Here is a 26,360-nt window from a genome sequence, read left to right as displayed (position 1 = left end):
GAACCGTGGCGATCGCGCCACTGTCAGCGGCACACGCGGCGCGCGAGCCTGGTGGAGACAGGGAAGGGACCCCATTCATGACTCGCATCGCCATCAACGGATTCGGCCGCATCGGACGCAACGTGCTGCGCGCGCTCCTCGAGCGCGACAGCGCCCTGGAGATCGTCGCCGTCAACGACCTCACCGAGCCCGCCACCCTTGCGAGGCTGCTCGCCTACGACAGCACGGCCGGCCGACTCGGCCGTCCGGTGACCGTCGACGGCAACGCGCTTGTCGTCGACGGCCGTCGTATCACCGTGCTCGCCGAGCGGGAGCCGGCCCAGCTGCCGTGGGCCGACCTCGGCGTCGACATCGTGCTCGAAGCGACCGGGCGGTTCACCTCGGCCAAGGCCGCTCGCGCCCACCTCGACGCGGGCGCGAAGAAGGTGCTCGTGAGCGCGCCCTCGGACGGCGCCGACGTCACCCTCGCCTACGGCGTCAACACCGAGGCCTACGACGCGGACGTGCACACGATCGTCTCCAACGCCTCCTGCACCACCAACGCGCTCGCCCCGCTCGCCAAGGTGCTCGACGACCTCGCCGGGATCGAGCACGGCTTCATGACGACGGTGCACGCCTACACCCAGGAGCAGAACCTCCAGGACGGCCCGCACCGGGACGCGCGTCGCGCCCGTGCCGCGGGCGTCAACATCGTGCCCACCACGACCGGCGCCGCCAAGGCGATCGGACTGGTGCTGCCCGGCCTGGACGGCAAGCTGTCCGGTGACTCGATCCGGGTACCGGTGCCGGTCGGCTCGATCGTCGAGCTCAACACGACGGTCGCCCGTGACGTGACGCGCGAGGACGTGCTGGCGGCCTACCGCGACGCGGCCGAGGGCCCCCTCGCCGGAGTCCTGGAGTACTCGGAGGACCCGCTCGTCTCCTCCGACATCGTCGGCAACCCCGCCTCGTCGATCTTCGACTCCGCCCTCACCCGCGTCGACGGCCGGCATGTGAAGGTCGTCGCCTGGTACGACAACGAGTGGGGCTTCTCCAACCGAGTGATCGACACGCTGCAGCTCCTCGCCCAGGGCTGATTCCGGCAGATACGGCTCAACGTCACCTCCTTGACCGGTGGCGGTCCTGGCTGACAGGATCGTCACCGGCCGAGCTGGTGACGTTCGTCTGTGTACCGGGAGCCCGTATGGCAGTGATCCGCGACATCGAGGCCGTCGTCTTCGACGTCCTCGGCACCCTCGTCGACGAACCCGGTGGGCTGCGGGCGGAGATCCGTGACGCGCTCCCCGCGTCCGACGACCCCGCCGTCGACGAGCTGCTCGCCCTGTGGGAGCGGCACCGCGAGCAGGAACAGCAGCGCATCGCGTGGAAACTCCGCCCATACGCCGACACCGAGACCATCGACGCGGAAGCCGCCCGGCGGGTGGCCGACCGCGCCGGACTCTCCGATCCGGCGACCGTGGCCAGGCTGGCCACAGCGGGCCGACGCCTGCCGCCCTGGGACGATTCCGTCGCTGCTCTCGAGCAACTCGCCCAGCGGTTCCCCGTGTTCGGCCTCTCCAACGCGGCCCACACCACCTTGACGCACCTCGGCGCCCACGCCGGACTCCGCTGGCACGAGGCCCTCTCTGCTGAAACCGTCAGGGCCTACAAACCGGCTCCCGAGGTCTACCGACTCGCCGTCGACACCGCCGGATGCGCACCGGACCGCGTCCTCATGGTGGCCGCCCACGCCTGGGACCTGCGCGGAGCCCACGCGGTGGGTATGCGCACCGCCTACGTCCGGCGACCGGTGGGCGATCCGCCGACGAGCGCCGACGACTTCGACGGCCGGTACGACGGCCTGGGCGAACTGGTCACTGCGTTGACGGTGGGTCGGCGTCGCTGAGGTACCGCCTCGCAGCAGGTGAGCACCCCCGGTGCCCCGCACCTCACACCGCCGTGTCGGCGTCCGTCGGTCCGTCGACGCACCCTTCCCTCTACGTCCGGCGACGGGTGGGCGACCCGCCGACGAGCGGCGACGACTTCGACGGCCGGTACGACGGCCTGGGCGAACTGGTCACTGTGCTGACGGTGGGTCGGCGTCGCTGAGGTACCGCCTCGCAGCAGCTGAGCACCCCCGGTGCCCCGCACCTCACACCGCCGTGTCGGCGTCCGTCGGTCCGTCGACGCACCCTTCGCTCAGCCGCCGTCACCGACCCCCGTGAACGGCCATGTTGTGCATTGCGAAATTCTGTGTTGCAGATGTGGTGCACGGCCATGCCTGGTCATAGGTTCCCCTCTCAACAGACCGGTCCTCACCGGGTGAAGCGCCCTCACCAGGCGGAACGCTGCTGTTCCGGCCTGCCTGAAGGGCGCCATCCCTTTTCCCCCACTCACCGTCCCCCCGGGCCGCCCCACGGCCCGGCTCCTTCCGAGGGAACCGAGGAGCTTTGATGAACGCACGTTCCGCGAGAGGCGGGGTGGCCGTGGCGGCCGCCCTGTGCGCCCTGACCGCCCTTTCGGCCTGTGACGTCCAGTCCGGCGCCGCGGCCGCCGGCAGCACCGGCAGCGCCTCCGCCGCCACGGCCAAGGACCTCAAGGTCGGCTGGTCGACGATCTATCTGACCCCGTCGTGGATGCAGCAGACGCTGAGGATGCTCGACAGCGACGTGAGCAAGCTGAAGTCGGCGGGCAAGGTCTCCGAGTTCAAGACCTTCAACGCCAACGGCGACACCTCGCAGCAGATCGCGCAGATCCGCGCCATGATCCAGCAGAAGTACGACGTGATCCTCGTCGACGCGGGGTCCTCCACCGCCCTCAACCCCGCCCTGGAACAGGCCGTGTCGGCCGGGATCACGGTCGTCGCCTTCGACTCTCTGCCCACCAGCACGAAGGTCGTCCGCGTCGGCACGGACCAGAAGGCATGGGGCTCGATGATGGCCACCTGGCTGGCCAAGAAGCTCGGCGGCAAGGGCGACATCATCGCCATGAACGGCCCCGCGGGGGTCGCCGTCAGCGAGGACCGCTGGTCGGGGGCCGCGGCCGTCTTCAAGAAGTACCCGGACATCAAGATCGTCAGCAATGTGCACAGCGAGTACAACCTCGCCCCCGCCGCCCAGGCCTTCGCCTCCGCCTACTCCGCACACCCCGGCATCCAGGGTGTCTTCTCCCAGGGCGGCGCACTCTCCGCCGCCGCCCTCCAGACCCTGGTCAAGCAGGACAAGAAGCTCGTCCCCATCACCGGTGAGAACTACAACGGCTTCCTGAAGCAGTGGCAGGCCCAGAGGAAGAACGGTTTCTCCTCCTACGCCACCGCCCAGCCCAACTACCTCGCCGTCATCGCCCTGGAAGCTGCCGTCGCCAAGAAGGAGGGGGTCGCCGTCCCGCAGGACATCACCGTCCCGCTCCCCGAGATCACCGACGACAACCTCTCCGAGTACGTCAAGACCGACCAGCCCGACGACTCGTACCCGATCAACGACATCTCGCAGTCGCAGATCGACAAGCTCATCGGAAAGTGACCATGGCGCCGCTGCTGAGCGTGGAAGCCGTCTCGAAGTCCTTCGCGGGCAACCAGGTGCTGCGCGAGGTGAGTTTCACCGTCGAACACGGTGAGGTGCTCGCGCTCGTCGGTGAGAACGGGGCCGGCAAGTCCACCGTGCTCTCCCTCGTCACCGGCCTGCTCGCGCCGGACTCCGGGCTCGTCCGCTACGACGGCACCCCCGTGCCCCGGGCGTGGTCACCCCACCGCGCCCGGGCCGCCGGGATCGGCTCCGTCCACCAGGAACTCAGCCTCAACCCGCACCAGAGCGTCGCGGAGAACGTCTTCCTCGGCGCCTGGCCCACCCGACGGGGCCTGGTCCGGGCCCGTGACCTCGCGGAACGGGCTCGGCCGCTGCTGGAGCGGGTCGGCCTGGACGTCGACCCGCACACCCGCGCCGGACGGCTCCCGCTCGGCACCCTGCAACTCGTCGAACTCGCCAAGGCGTTGGCGGGCGAGCCGCGTCTGCTGATCCTCGACGAGGTCACCTCCGCCCTCGACGAGGACCAGGTCGCCGCCGTCTTCCGGGTCGTGCGCGCACTGCGGGAGAACGGCGGCTCGGTGATCTTCGTCAGCCACCGCATGGCCGAACTCTTCGCCATCAGCGACCGGTTGACGGTCCTCAAGGACGGCGCGGTGACGGCGACCCGGGAACGAACCGGGACCGACCACGACGACGTCGTACGCCTGATGATCGGCCGGGAGCTCTCGGACCTGTTCCCGCCGAAAGCCACCGGGCTCGGTGAACCTCTGCTCCGGGCACGGGAGTTGACCGTTCCCGGAGCATGCGACTCCGTCGACCTGGACCTCGTACGGGGCCGGATCCTCGGGCTCGGCGGACTCCAGGGACAGGGCCAACGCGAGGTCCTGCGCGCCCTGTTCGGTCTCGCCCGGCACTCCGGACAGGTCACCCTGGACGGCCGGCCCGTACGGATCACCTCACCGCGCGAGGCGATCCGGCAGCGCGTCGCCTATGTGTCCGAGGACCGCAAGTCCGAAGGCGTCCACACCACACGCAGTGTCCGCGACAACCTCGCCCTGCCCAGCCTGCGCGCCCTCGCCCCGGCCCGCCGTCTCACCACCGTCTCCCGCCCGGCGGAGTCCCGGCTCGTCGCCGAGCTGATCGAGCGGCTGCGCATCAAGACCGCCTCCCCGGCGCAGGAGGCGCGTCGGCTGTCCGGCGGCAACCAGCAGAAAGTCGCGCTCGCCAAGTGGCTGCCCACCGCACCGCGCGTCCTGCTGCTGGCCGAGCCGACCCGCGGTATCGACATCGGCACCAAACGCGAGATCTACCACCTGCTGCGCCGCCTCGCCGACGAGGGCATGGCGGTGCTGGTCACCTCGGGAGACACCATGGAACTGGTCGGCCTCTGCGACGAGGTCGCGGTGCTGTACGAGGGGAAGGTCGTCGAACGCCTGGACGGCCCCGACCTGACCGAGGAACGCCTGGTGCGGGCGTCGGTCATGGGTACGGGGAGCGTGGCCCATGCGTGACCGGATGACCTCCCTAGCCCGGGGCAACACCGAGATCCTCTGGCTGCTCGCCCTCCTTCTCGTGCTGCTCGTCGCCTACCAGCACTACGACTCGGGGCTCCTCACCCCCGCCTCCGTCACCATCCTGTCGGCCCAGTTCCTGCCGCTGATCCTGGCCGCCGCCGGTCAGACCTCGGTGATGCTCCTCGGCGGCATCGACCTGTCGCTCGGCGCGGTGCTCGGCCTCGCCATGGCCGTGTTCGCCACCTACGACGCCCAGGGCACGGGCGGCGTCCTGGTCGCGGCGGTGCTGGCCCTGGGCGCGGCCGTCGGGGCCGGCGCGGTCAACGGCACGCTGGTGGCGTACGCGGGGCTGCCGCCCATCGTGGTCACCCTCGCCGCGTCCTTCCTGTGGAGCGGTGTCACCCTGGTCGTCCTGCCCCAGCCGGGCGGCCATGTCCCGGGCGGCCTGGTGACCGCGTACAACAACGGATGGAACGGCGTCGCCCTGCCGGTCGTGGCCCTCGCCGCCGCCCTGGCCGTCTGGAAACTGCTGCGCACCACCCGCCACGGACTCGCCCTGTACGCCGTCGGCGGCAACGAACACGGCGCCTACGCCAGCGGGTTGCACACCCGCGGAGTGAAGATCGGTGGCTACGCGCTGGCAGGCGCCTTCGCCGGCCTGGCCGGGATCGGCCTCGCCGTGCAGACCGGCTCGGCCGACCCGACGATCGGCGCCCCCTACACGCTCAACTCCATCGCCGCCTGTGTGCTCGGCGGCATCAGCTTCTTCGGGGGAGTGGGCCGGATGCGCGGCACGGTCCTGGGCGCGCTGGTGATCGGCGTGCTCACCAACCTGCTGCTGTTCACCGGCATCTCACCCTTCTACCAACTCGTCGCACAGGGCGTGATCCTCGTGGTCGCGCTGGCCCTGAAGACATACGTCACCAAGGAGGCGGCCGTATGAGCACGGTGGCCGTGATCCGCGGCAGCCGACCCGCCTGGGCGTTCGGCGTGCTCGCCGTCACCTGGATCGCAGCGGTCCTGTTCGCCGACGGCTTCGACAGCGTCTCCAACGTCCGCTACCTGGTCCAGACGGCGTCCTTCCTGGGCATCGTCGCCGTCGGCCAGACCCTGGTCGTCGTCATGAGCGGCATCGACCTGTCGGTCTCCGGCGTCGTCGCCCTGTCGGCGGTGGTGTGCGCCAAGGTCGCCTCCACGACCGGCGGGAGCACCACCGGCATCACCGTCGCCCTCTCGCTGAGCGCCCTGGTCGGCGCGGTGAACGCGGCCGGCGTGGTGTGGCTGCGGGTGCCGCCCATGGTGATGACCCTCGCCACCGGCACGATCCTGTCCGGCGCCCTGCTCGTGTACACCGACGGATCGCCCAGCTCGGCCGAGCTGCCGCTGCTGGACTCCCTCGCCAACGGCCGTCTGCTGGGGGTGCCTTGGGCGTTCGTGCTGTGGCTCGGCATCACGGCGATCGCCGGCTGGCTGCTGCACGCCTCCCGCACCGGCCGGTACGCGTTCGCCCTCGGTTCCGGCGAGAGCGCGGCCCGTGCCTCCGGAGTACCGCTCGGCGCCACGGCGTTCACCGCGTACGTGGGCTGCGCCCTGCTCGCCGGAGTGGCCGGACTGGTCCTCCTGGGCTTCACCGGCACCAGCTCGCTGACCATGGGCAACCCCTACCAGTTGCTGTCCATCGCCTCCGTCGTGCTCGGCGGCACCTCCATCCTCGGCGGGCGCGGCCACCTCCTCGGCACGGTCGGCGGCGCTCTGCTGCTGACCCTGCTCACCGCACTGCTGACCTCCTGGAACCTCTCCGAGGGCGTACGCCAGGTCGTGCTGGGGCTGCTGATCATCGGCCTCCTGCTGGTCTACGCGAGGGAGCGCCGGACATGACCGAGGTGACCTCACTGCTGCGCGATCTCGTACGGCTGCCCAGCGTGAACCCGCGCGGCGGCCCGGGCGACGGAGGCGAGACGGCCGTAGCCGCGTACGTACGGGACTGGCTCGCCCGGCACGACGTACGGGCCGAGCTGCACGAGGTGCTGCCGGGACGGTCGAACGTCGTGGCCGTCGTACCGGGACGGAGCGCCGGGGCCGTCCTGCTGGAGTCGCATCTCGACACCGTCGAGACGGACGGGATGACCGTGCCGCCGTACGACGGTGAGGTGCGCGGCGGTCGTCTGTACGGGCGCGGGGCCTGCGACGCGAAGGGACCGCTGGCCGCGTTCATGGTCGCCGCCGCCGAACTCGCCCGGGGCGAACCGCCTGCGCACACGGTCGTCCTGGCCGGGGTGTGCGACGAGGAGCACGGCTACCGGGGCGTGCTGCACCTCCTCGAACTGCTGCGGGAGCGTCCGCTCGTCGGCGCACTCGTCGGCGAACCCACCGGTCTGGCCCCGGCCGTCGCCCACAAGGGCGTCGTCCGCTACACCGTGCGCACCACCGGCCGGGCCGGGCACAGCTCGCGCCCCGACGAGGCGGTCAACGCCGTCTCCCTCATGGCTCCCGTCCTCGCCCATCTCGCCGTCACACCCCCCGACGTCAAGCCGCACCCGCTGCTGGGCGCAGCCACCCGCGTGGTCACCCGCATCCGGGGCGGCACCGGGCCCAACACCGTCCCGGGGAGCTGCGAGGCGGACGTCGACCGGCGCACGCTGCCAGGGGAGGACCCGGAGCACGTCTGGCACCGGGACCGGGCCGAACTGGCCGTGCTGGGCGCCGAGTTGGATCCACCGTTCACGGTCGACCCGGCTCTGGACACCCCACCCGACACGCCCGTGGTGAGCGCGCTGTGCCGTGCCCTCGCCGCGCACGGGCGGGCGTCCGCCGCGCAGGGCATGCCCTTCGGCACGGACGCCAGCAAGCTGGCCCGGGGCGGCATCCCGTCGGTGGTCTTCGGCCCGGGGGCACTGCGGGACGCCCACTCGGCCGACGAGTCGGTGGAGCTTGCGGAGGTGGAGCTGGCTGCGCGGGTCGTGGTCGCGGCGGTGCGCGGCCTGGAAGAGCGGGTCGGCGGGGTCGTAGCGGAACGAACTCCCCACGAGGAGCGGCCGTGCGACTGACCGAGCACGTCACCCTCGTCGCCAGCGGAGCGGCCGGCTTCGACCTCACCGATCCGCTGGACTGCCACGTCTATCTGGTCCGGGGCAGCCGTCGCAGCGCCCTGATCGACGCCGGCGCCGGCCGTTCCCGGCCCGTCGTCGATGCCCGGCCGGACTTCCTCCTGCTCACCCACGGCCACGCCGACCACGCGGGCGGGGCCGCCGACCTGGCCGAACGCCACCCCGAGCTCCGGGTACTGGCCGGGCCGGAGGCCGTGCGCTGGATCGCCGACGGCGACGAACGGGGCCTGAGCGTGGACAAGGGCAGGGCCGCCGGGGTCTACCCGCCCGACTACACCTTCCGGCCCTGCCCCCGCGTCGAACCCGTCGCCGACGGCACGGAGCTCGACCTGGGCGGCGGGGTCGTCCTCCGGGCCGTCGCCACGCCCGGCCACGCCGACGGGCACACCTGCTACCACCTCACCACTCCCGACCACCGGGCCCTGTTCTCCGGCGACTGCGTCTTCACCCAGGGACGTGTCTCGCTCCAGAACCTGCACGACTGCCGGGTGCCGGAGTACGCGGCCAGCCTGAACCGGCTGGCCGAACTCGACGTCGACGCCCTGTTCCCCGGCCACCACGAGATCTCCCTGGCGCGTGCCGGGCGACATCTGGCCGCCGCCCGCGACACCGTCAACCGTGGCCTGCTGCCGAGGAGTACGACATGACGACGACCCCACCGGCCCGGCGCAACCAGTCCTCGTCACTGCGCCGCGCCCTCACCGTCCTGGAGTACGTCCGCGACCACGCCGGACGAGGCCGGGGCGTGTCCCTCACCCAGATCGCGGACGACCTCGGCGTCAACAAGAGCACCGTGCTGCGGCTGGCCACCCCGCTCATCGAGACCGACCTGCTGGTCCGTGACCGTGAGACCGGCTGGTTCCGGCTCGGCCACGGCACCCTGCGCCTGGGCCAGTCGTACCTGTCCTCCCTGGACCTGCGCACCGCCGCCGCGGAACCGCTGCGGCTGCTCCAGCACGCCGTCGGCGAGACCTGCCACCTGGTGGTCCACGAACCCCCCGACGTCGTCTACATCGACAAGGTCGAGAACGAGGCCAGCGTCCGCATGGCCTCCCGCATCGGCAGCCGTGTGCCCGCCTACCGCACCGCCGTCGGCAAGGCCATCCTCGCCTGGCAGGACGAGGACGCCTTCCAGACCGTCGTCGCGGCGGGGATGCCCTCGGTCACCCAGTACACGGTCACCGAACCCGAACGGCTGCGCGTCGAACTCGACCGGATCCGCCGGCGCGGCTACGCCATCGACGACCGGGAGAACGAACCGGAGGTGCGGTGCGTCGCCGCGCCCGTCTTCGACCACACCGACACGGTGGTCGGCGCGCTCAGCGTCTCCGGCCTGACCACCCGGATGACCCCGGCCCGGGTCCGCGAGGTGGGCCCCATGGTGGTCCGCACCGGCCTGGAGATCTCCCACGTCCTCGGCTCGGCCAGGCCCCTGCGATAGGAACCCCATGCCCAGCTCCCTGTACACCTTCGTCGAGGACCTGCGCGCCGAGGGCGTGCCCCCGGTCCTCGACCGCGTCCTCGGCGAATACGGCTGCGACACCCTCACCGTGGCCGCCGCCTACCACCGCGCACGTGACGTCACCCCGCACGGCCCCGCCCGCGTCACCCTGCGCCGCGACGGCGTCCACTTCACGCCCCCGGCCGACCTGTTCGACGGCGCACGCCTGATCCCTCCCGTACAGCCCGGCGCCGAACAGGAACCCCTGCGCGCACTGCGCCGGGCCACCGCCGAACGAGGCGCCGCCCTGCACGGCTGGACGGTCTTCCTGCACAACACGACCCTGGGCCTGGCCCACCCCGAGGTCACCCAGGAGAACTGCTTCGGCGACCGTGCCGCCCCGGCCGACCTGTGTCCCGCCCACCCGGACGTCCGCGCGTACGCCGTCGCCCTGGCCCGCTCCGTGGCGCGGCTCGGCGTGGAGGCGGTGGTGGCCGAGTCCCTCCACCACGGCACCTTCGGCCACGGCTACCACCACGAACGCAGCTTCGTCGCCCTGGGCCCGCTGGAGGAGTTCCTGCTGGGCCTGTGCTTCTGCCCGCACTGCGTCCGGCACGCCGAGGAGCGGGGCGTGGACGCGGCCGAGGCACGCGCCGAGGCGGTCGCGTCGGCGGGGAGGGTCCTCGACGGCGGCGATCCGGCATCGGGCGACCTGGTGCTCGACGAGCTGCCCGCGCCGGTCGCCGCGTACGCCCGCGCCCGCCGCGAGACGGTCACCTCGCTCGCCGCCACGGTCGCCGAGGCCGTCGCGGACGAGGGCTCGCAGCTGGTCTTCCTCGACCTGACCGGCGCGGCGAAGGGTTACGCCGACGGTCTGCCCACCGGTGCCCTCGCGGCCGACGACGCATGGCGGATCGGCGTGGATGCGGCGGCGATCGGCGCGGCCGTCCCCGGCTACGCCGTGCTCGCCTACGCCCAGGACCCCGCCCGCGTCCGGGCCGACACCGCCGCCTACCGCACCGCGCTGCCGGACGGCTGTGCGCTGCGGACGGTCCTGCGCCCCGGACTCCCGGACACCGCGTCTGCCGACGATCTGGCCGAGAAGACGGCGGCGGCACTGGGACCCGGCGGAGCCGACGCCGTCGACTTCTACCACTACGGCCTGCTGCCGTTCCCGGTACTGGACCGGATCCCTGCTGCCCTGAAGCACTAAAGGAACGGAGTTCCGGCCTCCAGCCCCGACAACACCCTCCCGTACAGCTCCAGATTGGCGGCGGGGTTGACGAAGGAGTGCAGGTTCAGCGCGTTGAGGTCCCGCACCGCGCGCTGGACGGGTACCTCGCGACGCAGCGACGAGGCACCGGAGGCGGAGCCGATCAGGTCGGCGGCCTCCTTGCACAGCCGCGCCACATACCCGCACCGTGCCCGGATCCGGGCGCGTTCCTCCGGGGTGTACGGCATGCCGGCGCCGGCCCGGGACTCGATCAGCGCCACGAAGTCGGCGGTGAGCAGTTCGGCGCAGGAGACCTTCATCGCGGCCTCGGCGATCTGCAGATGCGTCACCGGGGCCTCGTACTGACGCTCGTAGAAGGTGTAGGTGATGCCCCGTTGGTGGATGCGCTCGCCGAACTCCGCCAGCGCCGCCCGCGCCGGACCGAGGGCGCCCGCCGCCGTCCAGGCACAGAACATCAGCAGGACGGGCATCGCGTAGAAGGGGTCGGCGCTGTTGCGCCGGGAGGGGAAGGTGCCGCCCAGCAACGGCCCCAGCGGCAGCACCCGGTGGGCCGGTACATGGACGTCACGGGCCACGACACTGTTGCTGCCGCTCCCCGCCAGACCGGAGGCGTCCCAGTCGTCGAGCACGTCGAGGTCGGTCATCGGGATCGCGGTCCACAGCAGGTCCGGCGGGCGCCCGGCCCCGGAGTCGGCCACGGCGGTCAGCAGATGCCAGTCGGCGTCCTGGCATCCGGTGGCGAACGGAGAGGTCCCGTCGACCACATAACCCCCGTCCACCCGGCGGGCCTTGGCATTCGGGATGAGCGTGCCGCTGACCCGTACGTCGGGACTCGCGAAGATCTCGTCCTGCGCCTCGTCGGGGAAGAGCGCCGCGATGAACGCACACCCGGCCTGGATCAACGCCATGAACCCGGCCGACCCGCAGGCGGCGGAGACCTCGCTCAGCACATCGACCTGCCCGCGCAGCGAGGTCTGGTAACCGCCGTACCTGCGAGGCACGTTCATACGGTGGACGCCGGCCTCGGTGAGCGCCGCGACGACTTCGCCGGTCACCCGCCGCTCCTGTTCGGCACGCAGGGCGTGCGAGCGGATGAGGGGCTGTAACTTCCGTACGCGTTCGAGGAGTTCGGTGTCCGAGTGTGGTGCGGATGAACCAGCCAAGGGAAGACCTCCGGGCCCGGTGCGCACACGAGAACCCTCACCGTGGCGCCGATACCGGCGTGTGTCAACGCCTCCGGCGAGCCCCTGAGGGCACAGCCCCCTGTCCGAGATACATCGGAGGAGTCAAGGGGCGGATGGCGGTTGAAGTCATTGACAGGTGCACAGGAGCCTCTTAGGTTCCCCGAGACACCCGATGTATTGAGGATCCGTCAGGTCTGGAGGACGATGATGACCTCACAGCCGGAGAGAAACTCGCAGCTGCCCCGCAGAGCCGTGCTCGGCACCGCGCTGGGCGGCGCGGCGGCGGCCGCGTTACCCGGCGCGGCCCACGCCGAAGAACCGATGTCTGCACACGGTGCGGCCGGACGCCCCTGGAGACTCCGCGACACCATGACCACCGACGGTGCCTGGGCCGGATTCCTGCGCGGCCAGGACCTGTTGTGGAGCAGGCTCCCCACCCTCTGGTACGAGGGCCCCTTCCTCGGCGACGGCCAACTCGGCAGCATGATCTACCAGGAACCCGGCGCCAACCAGATCCGCTTCACCGTCCAGCACGGCCGGGTCCAGGACCATCGTCCCGAGTTCGGCAGCGGCTGGGGCACCTGCCGCCTCCCCGTCGGCCACCTCACTCTCGAACCGGCCGGCACCATCACCGCCGTCGACTGGCGGCTGAGCCTGTGGAACGCCGAACTCACCGGCACCGTCACCACCACCGCCGGCACCCTCACCCTCGCCGCCCTCATCCACGACGAGGTCCTGGCCGTCCGCGTGACAGCCGCCGACGGCGAACGCGCCAACTGGACCTTCCACCCTGAGGAGGCCATCAGTCCCCGAAAGATCAGTGAGGCCCCGCCCGCCGGCTACACCGCCAACCCGCCCTGGACCACCCGGACCGCGGCCGACGGCACCGAACAGGTCCTGCAGCCCCTGACCGGCGGCGGCCAGACCGCCACGGCGCACCGCCGCACCGGAGACGACCTGCTGCTCAGCGTCGGCCACAGCCACCCCTCCGGCACCGCCGCCGAGGCCGACTCCCTGCGCAACCTCCGCCGCGCGAAGTCGTACAGCACGCTCAGGCAACGGCACACCCGCTGGTGGCACGACTTCTACCGCAAGAGCTTCGTGTCGTTCCCCGACCAGCGGCTGCAGAGCTTCCACTGGATCCAGCTCTACAAGGTGGCCTCCGCCAGCCGCGCCGGCGGCCCCGTCATGGCCACCTCAGGTCCCTGGCTGGAGCCCACCCCCTGGCCCGCGGTGTGGTGGAACCTCAACGTCCAACTGGAGTACTGGCTCATCCACGGCTTCAACCACCCGGAGCTCGACTCCCTCGCCACCACCCTGCGTCAGAACCAGAAACAGCTCATCGCCAACGTGCCCGCCGCCTACCGCAGCGACAGCTCGGGCGTCGGCCGCAGCTCCGACATGTTCGCCAACCGCGGCGTCGGCAGGCCGGGCACCGGTGCCGAGACCGGCGACCTCACCTGGGCCCTGCACAACGTCTGGCTGTCCTACCGCCACTCCATGGACAAGTCCCTGCTGCGCGACACCGTCTACCCGGTGCTGCGCCGGGCCATCAACTACTACCTGCACTTCCTCACCCCGGGCAGCGACGGCAAGCTCCACCTGCCCAGCACCCTCTCGCCCGAGTACCCCGTCGTACCGCCCCAGGACACCAACTACGACCTCGCCCTGATCCGCTGGGGCTGCCGGACGCTCCTCGACTCCGCCGAACTCCTCGGCATCGACGACGAGTTGAAGCCCCGCTGGCAGGAGGTGCTGGCCAAGCTCACGCCATACCCGGTCGACGACAACGGCTTCATGATCGGCGCCGACACCCCCTACGCCCAGTCCCACCGTCACTACTCCCACCTGCTGATGGTCTACCCGCTCCACCTCGTCAACTGGGACCAGCCCGAGAGCCGCGACCTCATCACCAGGTCGGTCGTCCACTGGCACAAGCTCACCGGCGCCCACCGCGGCTACAGCTACACCGGTGCCGCCTCCCTGTACGCCATGACCGGCGACGGCGACACCGCGATCACCTACCTCCGCAGGTTCTTCGACCCCACCACCCGCTACCCCTGCCGCCCCAACACCCACTACACCGAGGCCGGCCCGGTCATCGAGACCCCGCTGTCCGCCTCACAGTCCCTGCACGACATGTTCTGCCAGAGCTGGGGCGGGGTGATCCGCGTCTTCCCGGCGGTGCCGACCGCCTGGGCGGACCTCACCCTGCACAACTTCCGTACCGAGGGCGCCTTCCTGGTCAGCGCGGTCCGCAAGGGCGGAAGGACCCGGTTCATCAGGATCAAAAGCCTGGCGGGCGAGCCCCTCGAGCTCCGCCACGGCCTCACCGGACACCTCACCGCCGTGCTGGACGACGGCACTCCGGCCCGCACCCACGACCTCGGTGACGGCACCCTCGCCGTCGACCTCCCGCGCGGCCGAGAGGTGCTCGTCCACACCGGCTCCCGCCCCGACCTGAGCATCGCGCCCGTCGCTGTCAGCGAGCCGGGACCGGCGTGGGGACTGCCGTAGAGGCCGGTAGAGGTCGGCAGAGGCCGTTTGAGCCACACAACTCGGAGGATTTCGATGGCAGTTCCGATCAGAACCGCGGCCACCGCACTCTGTGCCTCCCTGGCCGCCGCACTCCTCACCACAGCCCCCGCACAGGCCGAACAGCGCGACCGGACCTGGGCCCTGTCCGTGGGAGCACACGCCCCGCGCGCCCAGGTCGCCCTCGACGACACCACCGGCGAGCTGACCCTCGCGGTGTCCCGGGACGGCCGTACGGTCATCGAGCCGTCACCTGTCGGCCTCGTCACCGAACAGGCCGACCTGTCCAAGGACCTGCGCTTCCTGCACCGCAAGAACCGTACGGTGGAGGAGCGTTACCGCACGAGGTCCGGCAAACGCCTGGACCGCCGGGTCCATATGAACGAGACCCGCCTGTCGTTCGCCACGGCCCAGGGTGCGCGTCTCGACCTGGTCGTGCGTGCCTCCGCCGACGGTGTCGCCTACCGTTACGTCCTGCCTGCCGGGTCCGGTGACGTCCTCGGCGAGACCTCGGCCTTCACCTTTCCGGCGGACGCGAGCGCCTGGCTCGGGACCTACCGGGTCGACAACGAGGGGCAGTTCAGCCAGTACACGGCGGCGACCGCGCCCACGGGGGAGTACTCCCCACAGGCGCTGTTCTCGACCGACGGCGGCTACACCCTGCTCGCCGAGTCCGACCTCACCGGCGCGTACTCCGGCGCCCGCCTCGCCCACACCCAGGGCACCGGGACCTACCGCGTCAAGCTCGCCGACGACCGCGTCGCGTCCGACGGCCCCCTGACCACCCCTTGGCGGGCCATGGTCACCGGCGACCTCGCGACCGTCACCCGCTCCACCTTCACCGACGACCTCGCCCCCGCCTCCCAGGTCCGCGACACCTCCTGGATCAAGCCCGGCACCGTCCTGTGGACCTGGCTTGCCGGCGGCAAGGAGGCCGGGCAGAGCCTCGCCGCGCAGAAGGCGTACGTCGACTACGCCGCCGAACGGCACTGGCCGTACGAGGCAGTCGACGCCGGCTGGTACTACCGGCCGGGGGAGTGGGACATCACCGACCCGGACTGGCAGACCAACAGCTGGATGCCGGAACTCGTGCGGTACGCCCGCGCCAAGGGCGTCGGCATCATCGTCTGGATCCACCAGCGCGACCTCGACACCCCCGAGGAACGAGCACAGTGGCTGCCCACCCTGGAGAGGTGGGGCGTCAAGGGAGTCAAGATCGACTTCATGAACTCCGAGGCGCAGCCCATGCTCCAGTGGTACGACACCATCCTCGCCCAGACGGCCGCCCACCACCTCATGGTCGACTTCCACGGGTCCACGATCCCCAAGGGCATGCAGCGCACCTGGCCGCAGGTCATGACCCTCGAAGGCGTCGCGGGGGAGGAGAAGCGCACCAACACCGCCGCCCATCTCACCACCCTGCCCTTCACCCGCAACGTCATCGGCTCCATGGACTTCACCCCCGGCGCCTTCCAGCGCGTCGGCCTGCGCCCCAACTCGGACGCGGCGGAGGTGGGACTGACGGTCGCCTACGAGTCGGGGCTGCAGATGTTCGCGGGCACCCCGGAGTCGTACGAGGCCCGCCCGCTCGCCCGGGCCTACTTCGACCAGGTCCCCGCCGCCTGGGACGACACCAGGCTGCTCGCCGGCGAACCCGGCAAGGAGGCCGTGCTGGCCCGCCGCAGCGGCGACCGCTGGTTCCTGGGCGGGGTGTACGCGGGCGCCGCCCGGACGGCCTCGGTGCCACTCTCCCTCGGTCCGGGCCGGTGGCTGGTGGAGACGATCCGGGACGGCGGCGACGGTCTCGTCCAGGACCGGCGGGTGCTGCGCGGCGGCGACACGCTGAGCGTCGACGTCGTGGCGAACGGCGGATTCGCCGCCCTCGCCTGCCCGTGGCGGCCGGGTGCCACCACCTGTTACCGCTGATCGAACGGTCGTTCCGGGGGCCGTATCCGATCGGCGAGAGCGTTGATCGGATACGGCTCGGACGCCGGAATTCCTCGCTAGGCTGGGCACCGGAGGTGCCCAAGTGACCGAAGAGGCAAGGCAGTTGCCGGATTCTCCCGAGTCCACGACCGTCGTGGTGATCGGCGCGGGACCGGCCGGGATGACCCTCGCCACCCTGCTGCAGCACAGCGGAATCGACTGCGTCGTCCTGGAGCGCCGCTCCCGCGACCATGTGGCGCAGCGCCAGCGGGCCGGCATCGTCGAGACCCGAGCGGTCCGCATGTTCGACTCCTGGGGGCTGACCGACCGGGTCCTCGGCGGCATCCCGTACGACGGCATCCTGGAGTTCCGGGTGGACGGCCGCAGCCACCTGGTCTCCGACAGCGACGGTTCCGAGGGCTCCGTGGCCCGGCTGTGCCCCCAGCAGGTCCTGGTGCAGAAGCTCACCGCGACGTTCCTGGCGGGCGGCGGCGACCTGCGCTTCGAGGCCGCCGACGTCTCGCTGCACGACCTGACCGGCGAGCGCCCCACGGTCCGCTACCGCGCTGCGGACGGCACTCCACGCGCGATCACCTGCGACTTCGTGGCCGGTTGCGACGGCGACCGCGGCGTCAGCCGTACGGCCGTCCCCGACGGCGCCCTCACCGCGTACGCCTTCGACCACGGCATCGGCTGGCTCACCGTCCTGGCCGACGCGCCGCCCCCGGCCCACCCCCTCCTGGCCGTCAGCGGACAGGGCTTCGCCGCCCACTTCCCGCGCGGCCCGCACGCCAGCCGCTACTACCTCCAGTGCCCGCCCGACGACGACCCGGACGCCTGGACCGAGGCCCGCGTCTGGGACGCCCTGCGGATCAGGCTCGGCGACCCCGGTCTCGTCTCCGGCCCGATCACCGACCGCGAGATCTTCCGGCTCCGCAGCCTCGTCCACGATCCCATGCAGTACGGCCGTCTCTTCCTGGTCGGCGACGCGGCGCACATCGTCTCGCCCATGGGCGGCAAGGGCATGAACCTCGCCCTGTACGACGCGGACCTCCTCGCCCGCGCGGTGCGGGACTTCGTCCGCAGCGGCGACGACACCGCCCTGCGCACCTACTCGGCACGCTGTCTGCGCCGCGTCTGGAACGACCAGGAGTTCTCCCACTGGCTCACCCGGACCCTCCACGACGCGGGCGACGCCGGCCCCTTCCTGCGCCACCTGGCCCGCGCCCGCCTCGACCGCCTCTTCACCTCCGAGGCTTCCGCGCGGGCCTTCGCGGAGCTGATGACGGGCCTGGACCCGGTCGCCCATCAGGTCTCCGGCAACCTTTCCGGACCCGGCGGCGACTGACCACTCGGAAGCTCCGTCCACCGGAGGCCCGTACGCACCGCACAAGGACTCGCCCGTGGCATCTCGTTCGCACCGTTCTCCCTCGCCGGGCAGGCGACGCAACGCCCTCGTCGCCGCGACCGTCGCGGCCGCCGTCGCACTCGTGGCCGTACTGATCGTCGCGTTCCGCCCCGACGACAGCACCGCCGCCGACCCCGCCGCGGCCACGGCCGTCGCCGGCACCCGTGCCACACCCACCCCGACGACACCGGAGCCGAAGACCAGCTCGCCGACCCCGACGCCTTCGGCCGCCACCAGGAGCAGCAGCCCGACGCCCACCGCGGCCGCCGCGTCACCGCGGTCCTCGGCAACAGCGGCCACGAACCCGCGTGAGCCGCGGAAGGCCTCCGGCGCGGCCCCGCTCGCCGGTCGGATCAAACCCGGCGTCTCCTACGACGGGGTGGCCACCTTCTACGACGTGGGCAACGGCGACGGCGCGTGTCTGTACGGACCCACCGACGACGTCATGACCGCGGCGATGAACCACACCGACTACGAGACCTCGAAGGCCTGCGGGGCGTACATCCTCGTGCGCGCCGCGAACGGCGCCTCCGTCACGGTCCGCATCACCAACGAGTGCCCCCTGCCCTGCGCCCCCGGCCAACTCGACCTCAGCCCCCAGGCCTTCGCGAAACTCGCCGACCCCGTGAAGGGCCGCATCCCGATCACCTGGAGCCTGCTGAGCCCCAGCACGTCCGACACGGTCTCTATCCGGTACAAGACCGGATCGACCCGCTACTGGTGTGCCATCCAGGCGATCGGCCACCGCAACCCGCTGGCCCGACTGGAGGTCGAGACCTCCGCCGGCTGGCGCGAGTTGCCCCGCACCGAATACAACTACTTCCTTTCCGAGCAGGGCAGCGGGTGCGGTGGCACGACCAGGATCACCGACATCTACGGCGAACAACTGGAAATTGCCGGACTCGGCGTACGTCCGGACGTGGTGCAGTCGACCCGGGTCCAGTTCGCCCGGCACTGAGGTGGACGGTCAGTTCAGCGGTTCGCAGGCCTCCTGAAAGTCGTCGGCCTGACGTCCGAGCCTCAGCCGCCCGGATGCGAGCAGCATCGTCCGCGCCATCAACACCGTCCCTCGGCGAAACGGTGGTTCACCCGTCGACGAGGTCGAGGAGTCCGCGCAGTGCCGGGGTGGCGCCCGTCGGCCGGTAGGCCAGGGCGAGATCCACGGTGGGCATGGGCGCGGTCACGTGTTTGAGCCGCACTCCTGGTACCCGCAGCGCACGGGCCCGCCCCTCGGGCACGGGGGCGATGCCGAGCCCCGCGGCGACGCTGAGGAGGAGCTGTTCGTCGTCGGGTTCTTCCCGCACGATGCGCGGCCCGCGGTCGGGCCACAGCTGACCGGTGATCAGGTCGTGCATGCCGGGGGCGTTCTCGCGCGGCCAGAGGATCACAGGTTCGGCGGCGATGTGCCCGCGGGTGACCCGTCGTTCGCGGGCGAGGGGATGCTCCGCGGGCACGGCCACCAGGAGTTCCTCGCGGGCGATGTGCCGGCATTCCAGGCGCTCGCCGGCCAGCGGCGGCCGTACGAAGGCGGCGTCCAGCCTCCGGGCCAGCAGATCGGTGATGTTGTGGGAGGTCCACCCGGTCCGTACGACGAGTTCCACGTCCGGATGCAGGGCCCGGAACGCGGTGAGGAGCGCGTCGACCGGGCCACCGCGAGCGGAGCGGGTCAGGGCCAGCCGCAGTTGCCCCTGCCGCCCGCCGACGGCCGCTCTGATCCGCTCCTGCGACGCGTCCGCGTGGGCCAGCAGTTCGCCGGCTTCGCGGACCACGACCTCGCCGACGGCGGTCAACCGGCAGCTGCGGCTGTTGCGTTCGAGCAGCGGGGCCCCGATGTCCCGCTCCAACGCCTTGATCTGCTGGCTCAGCGCGGGCTGGGCGATGTGCAGCCGGTGCGCGGCGCGCGTGAAGTTCAACTCCTCGGCCAGCACGAGGAAATACCGCAGCCGACGCAAGTCCATCCTTCAACTATAAGTGCGCCTTATGGCGTTGAACATCACTGGTCTTGGACAGGTCGTCAACTCCCCGTCGACAGTGGGACGCACACGGTTCGCGGACCCGAGGGGGGACCCATGAGCGACAGATTCGACGCGGTCGTCGTAGGCGCCGGAGTCATCGGCCTCACCACCGCACTGCGCCTGCAGCAGGCCGGTGCCCGCGTCGCGGTCCTCTCGGCCGAATCGTCGGCCGAGACGACGTCGTCGGTGGCCGCGGCCGTCTGGTACCCGACCCGCACCCGCTTCGAGCCGCGCGTGCTGGACTGGGCCGGCCGCACCTACCGCGAGTTCGCCCGCCAGGCGGCGAACTCGGTGCCCGGCGTGGTCATGCGCCCCACCCGCATGCTCCTGCGCGGCGAGACCCAGGACGTCCCCTGGTGGGCCTCGGCCGTCCCCGACCTGCGTGCCCTGCGCGAGGACGAGGTGCGGGCCCCCTTCACCGGCGGCTGGGCGTTCACCGTCCCGACGGTGGAGATGTCCGCCTACCTGCCCTGGCTCCAGCGGACCTTCGCCGAGACGGGCGGCACCCTGCTCCGTCGGCGTGTCGACGCCCTGGAGCAGGCGGGCGTATGGGCCCCTGCGGTGGTGAACGCCTCCGGCCTGGCCGCCCGCGCCCTGTGCGGCGACACCGAAGTGCGTCCGGCGCGGGGGCAGTTGGTCCTCGTCGCCAACCCGGGGCTGCGCACCTCCCTGCGTGACGAGGACAACGCCGACGGCTCCACCTACGTTCACCCGCGCAGCACGGACATCGTCCTCGGCGGCACCTTCGAACTCGGCGAATGGGACACCGAACCGTCCCCGGCCACCGCCGCCGCGATCCTGCGCCGCTGCACCGAACTCCAGCCGGCGCTGGCGGGCGCCCGCGTCCTCGGCCACAAGGTGGGCCTACGGCCCTGGCGCGACAGCGGTGTCCGCCTGGAGACCGATCCGCGCCCACCCGGCCGGATACGACGACTGGTGCACAACTACGGCCATGGGGGCGCGGGAGTCACCCTGGCGTGGGGCTGCGCGGACGCCGTGACGGCCCTGGTCGGCCAATCGCTCTAGGGAGTTCAGGGCGTTCGGAGCGACAGACTGGCAACAACCTCGTCACCGGACGAGACTGCCGTCGGCTGGAAGTCCACGGAGGTGTCCGGGTGATAGGACAGCCGAAGTTCCTGGCAGTCCTCACGTCGAGCCAGCCAGTTCATGAGGGTTCGCCGCCCGCCCGAACCCCTTGCCCTGCTCGGTGCCAGCGGCCATCGAGTGCCAGACGCCTTCCCGCAATGAAAGAAGAAGGTAGCGAGCCGCCAACGCGGGGACGTACCGGCGCTGGTCGTCCAGTGGAGCGGCGTCCGCGACGGCCCGCCAGTTCTCGTCGTTCACCTCGTGCAGGACGACATGTCGCAAGCTACGAACCGAACGGCTGCACCGCGAATCATTTGGCCGGAGTGGAGCTCTGCCCGACGAGGTCCGGTTGCCAGGGCAGGACGCGGTAGTCGCCGGTGCCGTTCTTTACGCGTTCGAAGGGCGCTGAACTCACGCACCTGGGCAGGTCCTTGGTCTTCACCAGGCTGCCCACGGCGGCCCAGCTGTAGCCCAGCCGATCATGCCGGCCGTCGTCATGCACGGTGAAGCCGACCCGCTTGCCCTTGGCGCCGGGCAGGTCGCTGGCCGTGATGACACCGGTGGCGACGGCGACCTTTCCGCCGGTCAGCAGACAGTCGATCCGCCCCTTGGCCCAAGCGCCTTCACCATCGAGGTAGTGGCTGAAGCGGAAGGTCCCGGTGGCCTTCGCCGGGTCCATCCGGTGCTCGGCGGCGAGATGCGCGTCGAAGGTGAAGGTGATGTCGTCCCCGAGCGTGCGGGAGAGTTTGGCGGAGCCGGTGAGCGCCGCGGCCTCCCGTGGCCGGTCGGGGGAGTCGGCCCCGGACGAACGGCCGGAGGCGGCGGCGGAGGCGGTGAACGCGACGGCGATCAGTGCAGCGGCGCCGGTGGCGACACGGATACGGGCGGAGGCTGACGTACGGCGGCTCATGGTGGGTCCTTCCGTGGAGACGGTGACCGTGCTTTGCGGGCTCGTCCAGCCTCCCGCGGACCGACGGGCCGTCACATCGCCCCGGAAACCGACATGGCGGCCCCCCGCTGGGCGCATGCCGGTGCTCGCCGTGCGCCTTGAGAGGTACGGCAGCCTGCGTCTTGGGACTCACGAATTGCTTCGGTGCCCCGTTCGCCCCCGTCGCCTCGACCGTGTTCTCCCGCCCCATTGTGCTCAGCCAAGTGCCGTCCTACTGTTCGACTTTGCCTGAGTCTGTTTGATGCTGAGTGCTCAGGCGGTAGGAGGCCGCAGTGCGAGGTAACCGGACCGATCCAGAGGTCGCGAGACCCGGTCGCCGGGGGTGGTGGAGGGCGGTCCTCGCGACGGCCGCGACCATCGCCCTGGTCTCGGGCATCACTGCGCCCGCCACGGCCCAGGAGGCGGACGGGCCGGTACCCGCCGCCGCGCCTGCCGTCCTCGGCACGCAGGCGCACACGGTGACTCTCGACGGCTACTCGTTCCTCGTCGACGGCAAACGCACCTACCTCTGGTCCGGCGAGTTCCACTACTTCCGGCTCCCGAGCCCGGACCTGTGGCGGGACATCTTCCAGAAGATGAAGGCCGCCGGCTTCAACTCCACCTCGTTGTACTTCGACTGGGGCTACCACTCGCCCAAGCCGGGTGTGTACGACTTCAGCGGGGTCCGTGACGTCGACAAGCTCCTCGACATGGCCGAGGAAGCCGGGCTGTACGTCATCGCGCGCCCCGCGCCCTACATCAACGCGGAGGTCGACAGCGGTGGCCTGCCCGGCTGGCTCACCACCAAGGCGGAGAACAACCGCAGCGACGACCCGCGGTTCCTGAAGTACGCCGACGAGTGGCTGACCCGGATCGACCGCATCATCGCCCGGCACCAACTCACCAACGGCACCGGTTCGGTCATCGCCTACCAGGTCGAGAACGAGTACTACAACGGCTCCGCCGCCGCCCGCTCCTACATGCAGCACCTGGAGGACAAGGCCCGCGCCGACGGCATCACCGTGCCGCTGACCGGCAACAACAACGGCACCTTCAACTCCGGCGACGGCGCCCTGGACGTTGACGGCCCGGACTCCTACCCGCAGGGCTTCGACTGCTCCAACCCCACGAAGTGGAACGGCGTCCCGGATATCAGCTACGACCACCCCGCCGGAAAGCCCCTGTACTCCCCGGAGTTCCAGGGCGGAGCCTTCGACCCCTGGGGCGGACCCGGTTACGACAAGTGCGCCCAACTGATCAACGACCAGTTCGCCAACGTCTTCTACAAGCAGAACATCGCCGTCGGCGCGACCGCGCAGAGCTTCTACATGACCTACGGCGGCACCAACTGGGGCTGGCTGAGCATGCCCCAGAACTACACGTCGTACGACTACGGAGCCGCGATCCGCGAGACCCGGCAGCTCGATCCGAAGTACGACGAGGACAAGCTGATCGGGTACTTCACCCAGTCGGTGGCCCCGCTGACCAAGACCGACGCGATCAGGACCACGCCACCGGACGACTCCGCGGTCGTCGACACGGCCCGCATGAACCCGGACACCAGGACGCAGTTCCACGTCCTGCGGCACGGTAACTCCACGTCCACCGCGGTCGACAAGGCGCACATCTCCCTGGACTTCAACGCGCAGCCGACCGGGGACACCACCTACACCTGGGACGACCCCGACTCGGCGCTCCAGTACGGCGGTTCGTGGTCGCATGTGGCCAACACGAGTTACACCGGCGGCGATTACAAACACACCGAGTCCTTCTCCAACAAGGCCGGTGACTCGCTCACCGTTCCCTTCGACGGCACCGCGATCCGCTGGATCGGCTCGAAGACCAACAACCACGGCAACGCCGACGTCTACCTCGACGGCACCAAGGTGGCCACGGTCGACGACTCGGGCAGCGAGAACCAGGCGGTCGTCTTCCAGAAGACCGGCCTGACGCCCGGCGCACACACACTGAAGATCGTCGTCGCCGGGAACCACGGCTCGGGGTCCACCGACAACTACGTGGCGATCGACGCCATCGACGTGCCGACGGGCACCGCCGCCGAGCAGCCGACCTACCCGGTCGTGCCCCAGCAACCCGGCACCGCGATCACGCTCGACGGGCGCGACTCCCATGTCATCGTCGCCAACTACCGGCTCGGCGACGCGCAGTTGCAGTACTCCACCTCGGAGATCATGACGAACGCCACCATCGGCGACCGGGATGTCGCCGTGCTCTACGGTGACGCGGACAGCGACGGCGAGACCGTCCTGAGGTACCCCTCCAAGCCGACGGTGACCGCCACCGGCGGCACGGTGACCACCACATGGGACGCGGCCACCGGCGATCTCCGCCTGAACTACGCCCACAAAGGCCTGATCCGCATCACCGTCACCGGCGCCGGACAGCGCCCGCTGCTGCTCCTCGTGGGCGACAAGACCACGGCGAAGACCTTCTGGCGCCAGGACACCGCGACCGGCCCGGTCCTGGTGCGCGGCACGCACCTGCTGCGGACGGCGACCAGCCTCGACGGCGGCCGTACCGTGGCCCTCACCGGCGACAACGCCGACGACGAGAACATCGAGGTGTTCACCTCCGCGGCCCGCGTCACCTGGAACGGCAGGAAGGTGGACGCCCATGCCACCGACACCCGGAGCCTCACCGGCACGATCCCGACGGCCGCCGCGATCCACCTGCCCACGCTGACGAACTGGAAGCACGAAGAGGAGTCCCCGGAGGCGGCCCCCGGCTTCGACGACACCAGCTGGCAGGTCGCCGACAAGGCGACCACCAACAGCGTCTCCGGCATCAACAAGCTGCCGGTGCTCTACGCCGACGACTACGGCTTCCACACCGGCAACACCTGGTACCGCGGCCGCTTCCACGCCACCGGCAAGGAGACCGGCATCCACCTGGTCTCGGACTCCGGCGGAGGCGCGCAGGCGTTCTCCGCCTGGCTCAACGGCACCTTCCTGGGCAGTTCCACGACCGGCAGCGGCGACTTCACCTTCCCGGCGGGGTCGGTCAAGTCCCAGGGCGACAACGTCCTTTCCGTGCTCACCGTGAACATGGGGCACGAGGAGGACTACAACTCGACCAACGGCAACAAGACCGCGCGCGGCCTGACCAGCGCCTCCCTCGTCGGAGCCCCGCTGACCTCCGTCACCTGGCGCATTCAGGGCGTACGCGGCGGTGAGGACCTCCGGGACACGGTGCGCGGCCCGCTCTCGACGGGCGGCCTGTACGGCGAGCGGGCCGGCTGGTCCCTGCCGGGCTACCCGGACGGCAAGTGGGACCGGGTCTCCCTGCCGACCACCGACACCCGCCCCGGCGTCTCCTGGTACCGCACCGATGCCACGCTGGACCTGCCGCGCGGGCAGGACACCTCGCTCGGCCTGACGTTCACCGACGACCCGTCACGCAAGTACCGGGCGACGATCTTCGTGAACGGCTGGCAGGTCGGCAACTACGTCAACTACCTCGGCCCGCAGCACACCTTCCCCGTCCCCAACGGCATCCTCGACCCGAACGGCCGCAACAGCATCGCCATCGCCGTGTGGAACCTGGATGGCAGCACGGGGGGTCTCGGCAAGGTCTCCTTGACGAACTACGGCAGCTACGCCTCGTCCCTGCGCGTCGCGCAGAACGACAGTCCGCGGTACGACGCCCGGAAGTACGCGATGCCGAAGCGCCCGGGAGTGGACGTCACTTTGGAGGCGCCCGACACCGCCCGGCCGGGTGAGCCGTTCACGGCCCGTACGACCGTGGCGGTGCCGAAGGCCGGCCGGCCGGCTTCCGCGTTGACGGCCTCGTTCTCCGCCCCTGACGGCTGGAGCGTGACCGCCACGAGCTCCACGTCCCTCGAACGCCTGCGCCCCGGCGGATCGGCCACCTTCACGTGGAAGGTGGAGCCACCGGCAGGGGAGCTGCCCTCGGCCTCGGCGCTCACCACGGCGGTGCGGTACGTGCAGAGCGGACGGCAGGCCAAGGGCACCGACGAGCGGGTCATCGGTGGGATCCCGCCCGCTCCACCGTCCGGCAGCAGCGCGGTGAGCGACTTGCCGTTCCTGTCCTCCACCAACGGCTGGGGTCCGGTGGAGCATGACACCAGCGTCGGCGAGCAGGCCGCCGGAGACGGCCGTACGATCACCGTCGGCGGCGTGGGACACGCCAAGGGTCTCGGCACCAACGCGGTCAGCGACGTCCAGCTCTACCTCGCCGGGAAGTGCTCGCGACTGACGGCGGAGGTGGGCGTCGACGACGAGACGAACGGCGCGGGGACGGTGACCTTCGCCGTGATCGCCGATGGCAGGACCCTGGTGACCACGGCGACGATCCACGGCCGTCAGCCCGCCGTGCCGATCGACGTCGACGTCACCGGCGCCCAGGTGGTCGACCTCAAGGTCGGCGACGCGGGCGACGGCAACGGCAACGACCACGGGGACTGGGGGTCACCGACGCTGACGTGCGGATGACGCCGAT

The 26,360-nt window shown here is 71.0% G+C and carries 20 protein-coding genes and 1 pseudogene; 17 read left to right on the top strand and 4 right to left on the bottom strand.

The annotated features are described in order from the left end of the window. Positions 1–77: 77 nt before the first annotated feature. The 11 genes from gap (at position 78) to AB0D34_RS21385 (ending at position 10,778) form a co-directional block, all read left to right on the top strand. Entirely contained in the window at positions 78–1,076 is a 999-nt protein-coding gene (gene gap, locus AB0D34_RS21435; RefSeq protein ID WP_362663639.1) for a type I glyceraldehyde-3-phosphate dehydrogenase, read from the top strand. A 107-nt stretch (positions 1,077–1,183) separates the two neighbouring features. Next, positions 1,184–1,885 carry a haloacid dehalogenase type II gene (locus AB0D34_RS21430; RefSeq protein ID WP_362663638.1) on the top strand — a complete coding sequence of 234 codons (702 nt, stop codon included), beginning with the start codon at positions 1,184–1,186 and terminating at the stop codon, positions 1,883–1,885. A 53-nt stretch (positions 1,886–1,938) separates the two neighbouring features. Continuing rightward, entirely contained in the window at positions 1,939–2,088 is a 150-nt protein-coding gene (locus tag AB0D34_RS21425) for a hypothetical protein (RefSeq protein WP_362663636.1), read from the top strand. Between the two features lie 344 nt (positions 2,089–2,432). Beyond that, complete coding sequence (locus AB0D34_RS21420) at positions 2,433–3,500, top strand: ABC transporter substrate-binding protein (protein WP_362663634.1); 1,068 nt, start codon at positions 2,433–2,435, stop codon at positions 3,498–3,500. 2 nt (positions 3,501–3,502) lie between these two features. Further along, positions 3,503–5,014, top strand: coding sequence for a sugar ABC transporter ATP-binding protein (locus AB0D34_RS21415; protein ID WP_362664142.1), 1,512 nt, complete (start codon positions 3,503–3,505; stop codon positions 5,012–5,014). Further along, entirely contained in the window at positions 5,007–5,960 is a 954-nt protein-coding gene (locus AB0D34_RS21410) for an ABC transporter permease (protein WP_362663632.1), read from the top strand. The genes AB0D34_RS21415 and AB0D34_RS21410 overlap by 8 nt, the downstream gene beginning before the upstream one ends. Next, on the top strand, positions 5,957–6,895 hold the full coding sequence (locus tag AB0D34_RS21405) for an ABC transporter permease (protein ID WP_362663630.1): 939 nt from the start codon (positions 5,957–5,959) through the stop codon (positions 6,893–6,895). The genes AB0D34_RS21410 and AB0D34_RS21405 overlap by 4 nt, the downstream gene beginning before the upstream one ends. After that, positions 6,892–8,064, top strand: coding sequence for a M20/M25/M40 family metallo-hydrolase (locus tag AB0D34_RS21400; protein WP_362663629.1), 1,173 nt, complete (start codon positions 6,892–6,894; stop codon positions 8,062–8,064). The genes AB0D34_RS21405 and AB0D34_RS21400 overlap by 4 nt, the downstream gene beginning before the upstream one ends. Next, on the top strand, positions 8,055–8,771 hold the full coding sequence (locus AB0D34_RS21395; RefSeq protein WP_362663627.1) for an MBL fold metallo-hydrolase: 717 nt from the start codon (positions 8,055–8,057) through the stop codon (positions 8,769–8,771). Before AB0D34_RS21400 ends, AB0D34_RS21395 begins: the two co-directional genes overlap by 10 nt. Continuing rightward, positions 8,768–9,565, top strand: a complete 798-nt coding sequence (locus AB0D34_RS21390) for an IclR family transcriptional regulator (RefSeq protein ID WP_362663625.1) — start codon at positions 8,768–8,770, stop codon at positions 9,563–9,565. Before AB0D34_RS21395 ends, AB0D34_RS21390 begins: the two co-directional genes overlap by 4 nt. Positions 9,566–9,572: 7 nt before the next feature. Beyond that, positions 9,573–10,778 (top strand): hypothetical protein, encoded by a 1,206-nt coding sequence (locus tag AB0D34_RS21385; protein ID WP_362663623.1) that lies wholly within the window; start codon positions 9,573–9,575, stop codon positions 10,776–10,778. Here AB0D34_RS21385 and AB0D34_RS21380 read toward each other — a convergent pair. After that, positions 10,775–11,989: an acyl-CoA dehydrogenase family protein gene (locus AB0D34_RS21380; protein WP_362663621.1), complete on the bottom strand. Its 1,215-nt coding sequence runs from the start codon at positions 11,987–11,989 to the stop codon at positions 10,775–10,777. The two genes, AB0D34_RS21385 and AB0D34_RS21380, sit on opposite strands and share 4 nt — an antisense overlap. Positions 11,990–12,190: 201 nt before the next feature. Between AB0D34_RS21380 and AB0D34_RS21375 the strand changes: the two genes are divergently transcribed. The 4 genes from AB0D34_RS21375 to AB0D34_RS21360 all read left to right on the top strand — a co-directional run bounded on the left by AB0D34_RS21375 (position 12,191) and on the right by AB0D34_RS21360 (position 18,810). Next, positions 12,191–14,500 carry a Tat pathway signal sequence domain protein gene (locus AB0D34_RS21375; protein WP_362663619.1) on the top strand — a complete coding sequence of 770 codons (2,310 nt, stop codon included), beginning with the start codon at positions 12,191–12,193 and terminating at the stop codon, positions 14,498–14,500. Between the two features lie 54 nt (positions 14,501–14,554). Further along, on the top strand, positions 14,555–16,444 hold the full coding sequence (locus AB0D34_RS21370) for a glycoside hydrolase family 97 catalytic domain-containing protein (RefSeq protein WP_362663617.1): 1,890 nt from the start codon (positions 14,555–14,557) through the stop codon (positions 16,442–16,444). A 103-nt stretch (positions 16,445–16,547) separates the two neighbouring features. After that, positions 16,548–17,792, top strand: a complete 1,245-nt coding sequence (locus AB0D34_RS21365; protein WP_362663615.1) for a 4-hydroxybenzoate 3-monooxygenase — start codon at positions 16,548–16,550, stop codon at positions 17,790–17,792. A gap of 55 nt (positions 17,793–17,847) precedes the next feature. Beyond that, on the top strand, positions 17,848–18,810 hold the full coding sequence (locus AB0D34_RS21360) for an expansin EXLX1 family cellulose-binding protein (protein ID WP_362663613.1): 963 nt from the start codon (positions 17,848–17,850) through the stop codon (positions 18,808–18,810). A gap of 127 nt (positions 18,811–18,937) precedes the next feature. Here the strand turns inward: AB0D34_RS21360 and AB0D34_RS21355 are convergent, their stop codons facing one another. Further along, entirely contained in the window at positions 18,938–19,810 is an 873-nt protein-coding gene (locus tag AB0D34_RS21355; RefSeq protein ID WP_362663611.1) for a LysR substrate-binding domain-containing protein, read from the bottom strand. Between the two features lie 111 nt (positions 19,811–19,921). On the opposite strand from AB0D34_RS21355, the gene AB0D34_RS21350 reads away from it, so the two are divergent. Next, complete coding sequence (locus tag AB0D34_RS21350) at positions 19,922–20,893, top strand: FAD-dependent oxidoreductase (protein WP_362663609.1); 972 nt, start codon at positions 19,922–19,924, stop codon at positions 20,891–20,893. Between the two features lie 5 nt (positions 20,894–20,898). On the opposite strand, the pseudogene AB0D34_RS21345 reads toward AB0D34_RS21350, so the two are convergent. Together AB0D34_RS21345 and AB0D34_RS21340 are read right to left on the bottom strand one after the other, a co-directional pair. Next, a pseudogene (locus AB0D34_RS21345) lies at positions 20,899–21,211 on the bottom strand (hypothetical protein). Positions 21,212–21,263: 52 nt separating this feature from the next. Continuing rightward, positions 21,264–21,863, bottom strand: coding sequence for a hypothetical protein (locus AB0D34_RS21340; protein ID WP_362663607.1), 600 nt, complete (start codon positions 21,861–21,863; stop codon positions 21,264–21,266). 311 nt (positions 21,864–22,174) lie between these two features. Here AB0D34_RS21340 and AB0D34_RS21335 point away from each other — a divergent pair, with 311 nt between their 5' ends. Beyond that, positions 22,175–26,353, top strand: a complete 4,179-nt coding sequence (locus AB0D34_RS21335; RefSeq protein ID WP_362663605.1) for a beta-galactosidase — start codon at positions 22,175–22,177, stop codon at positions 26,351–26,353. Positions 26,354–26,360: the final 7 nt, after the last annotated feature.

The organism is Streptomyces sp. NPDC048420, assembly GCF_040651535.1.
GTDB lineage: Bacteria > Actinomycetota > Actinomycetes > Streptomycetales > Streptomycetaceae > Streptomyces.
Note: the sequence above shows the minus strand (reverse complement) of the source record. Positions and strands in the feature narration are given on the sequence as shown.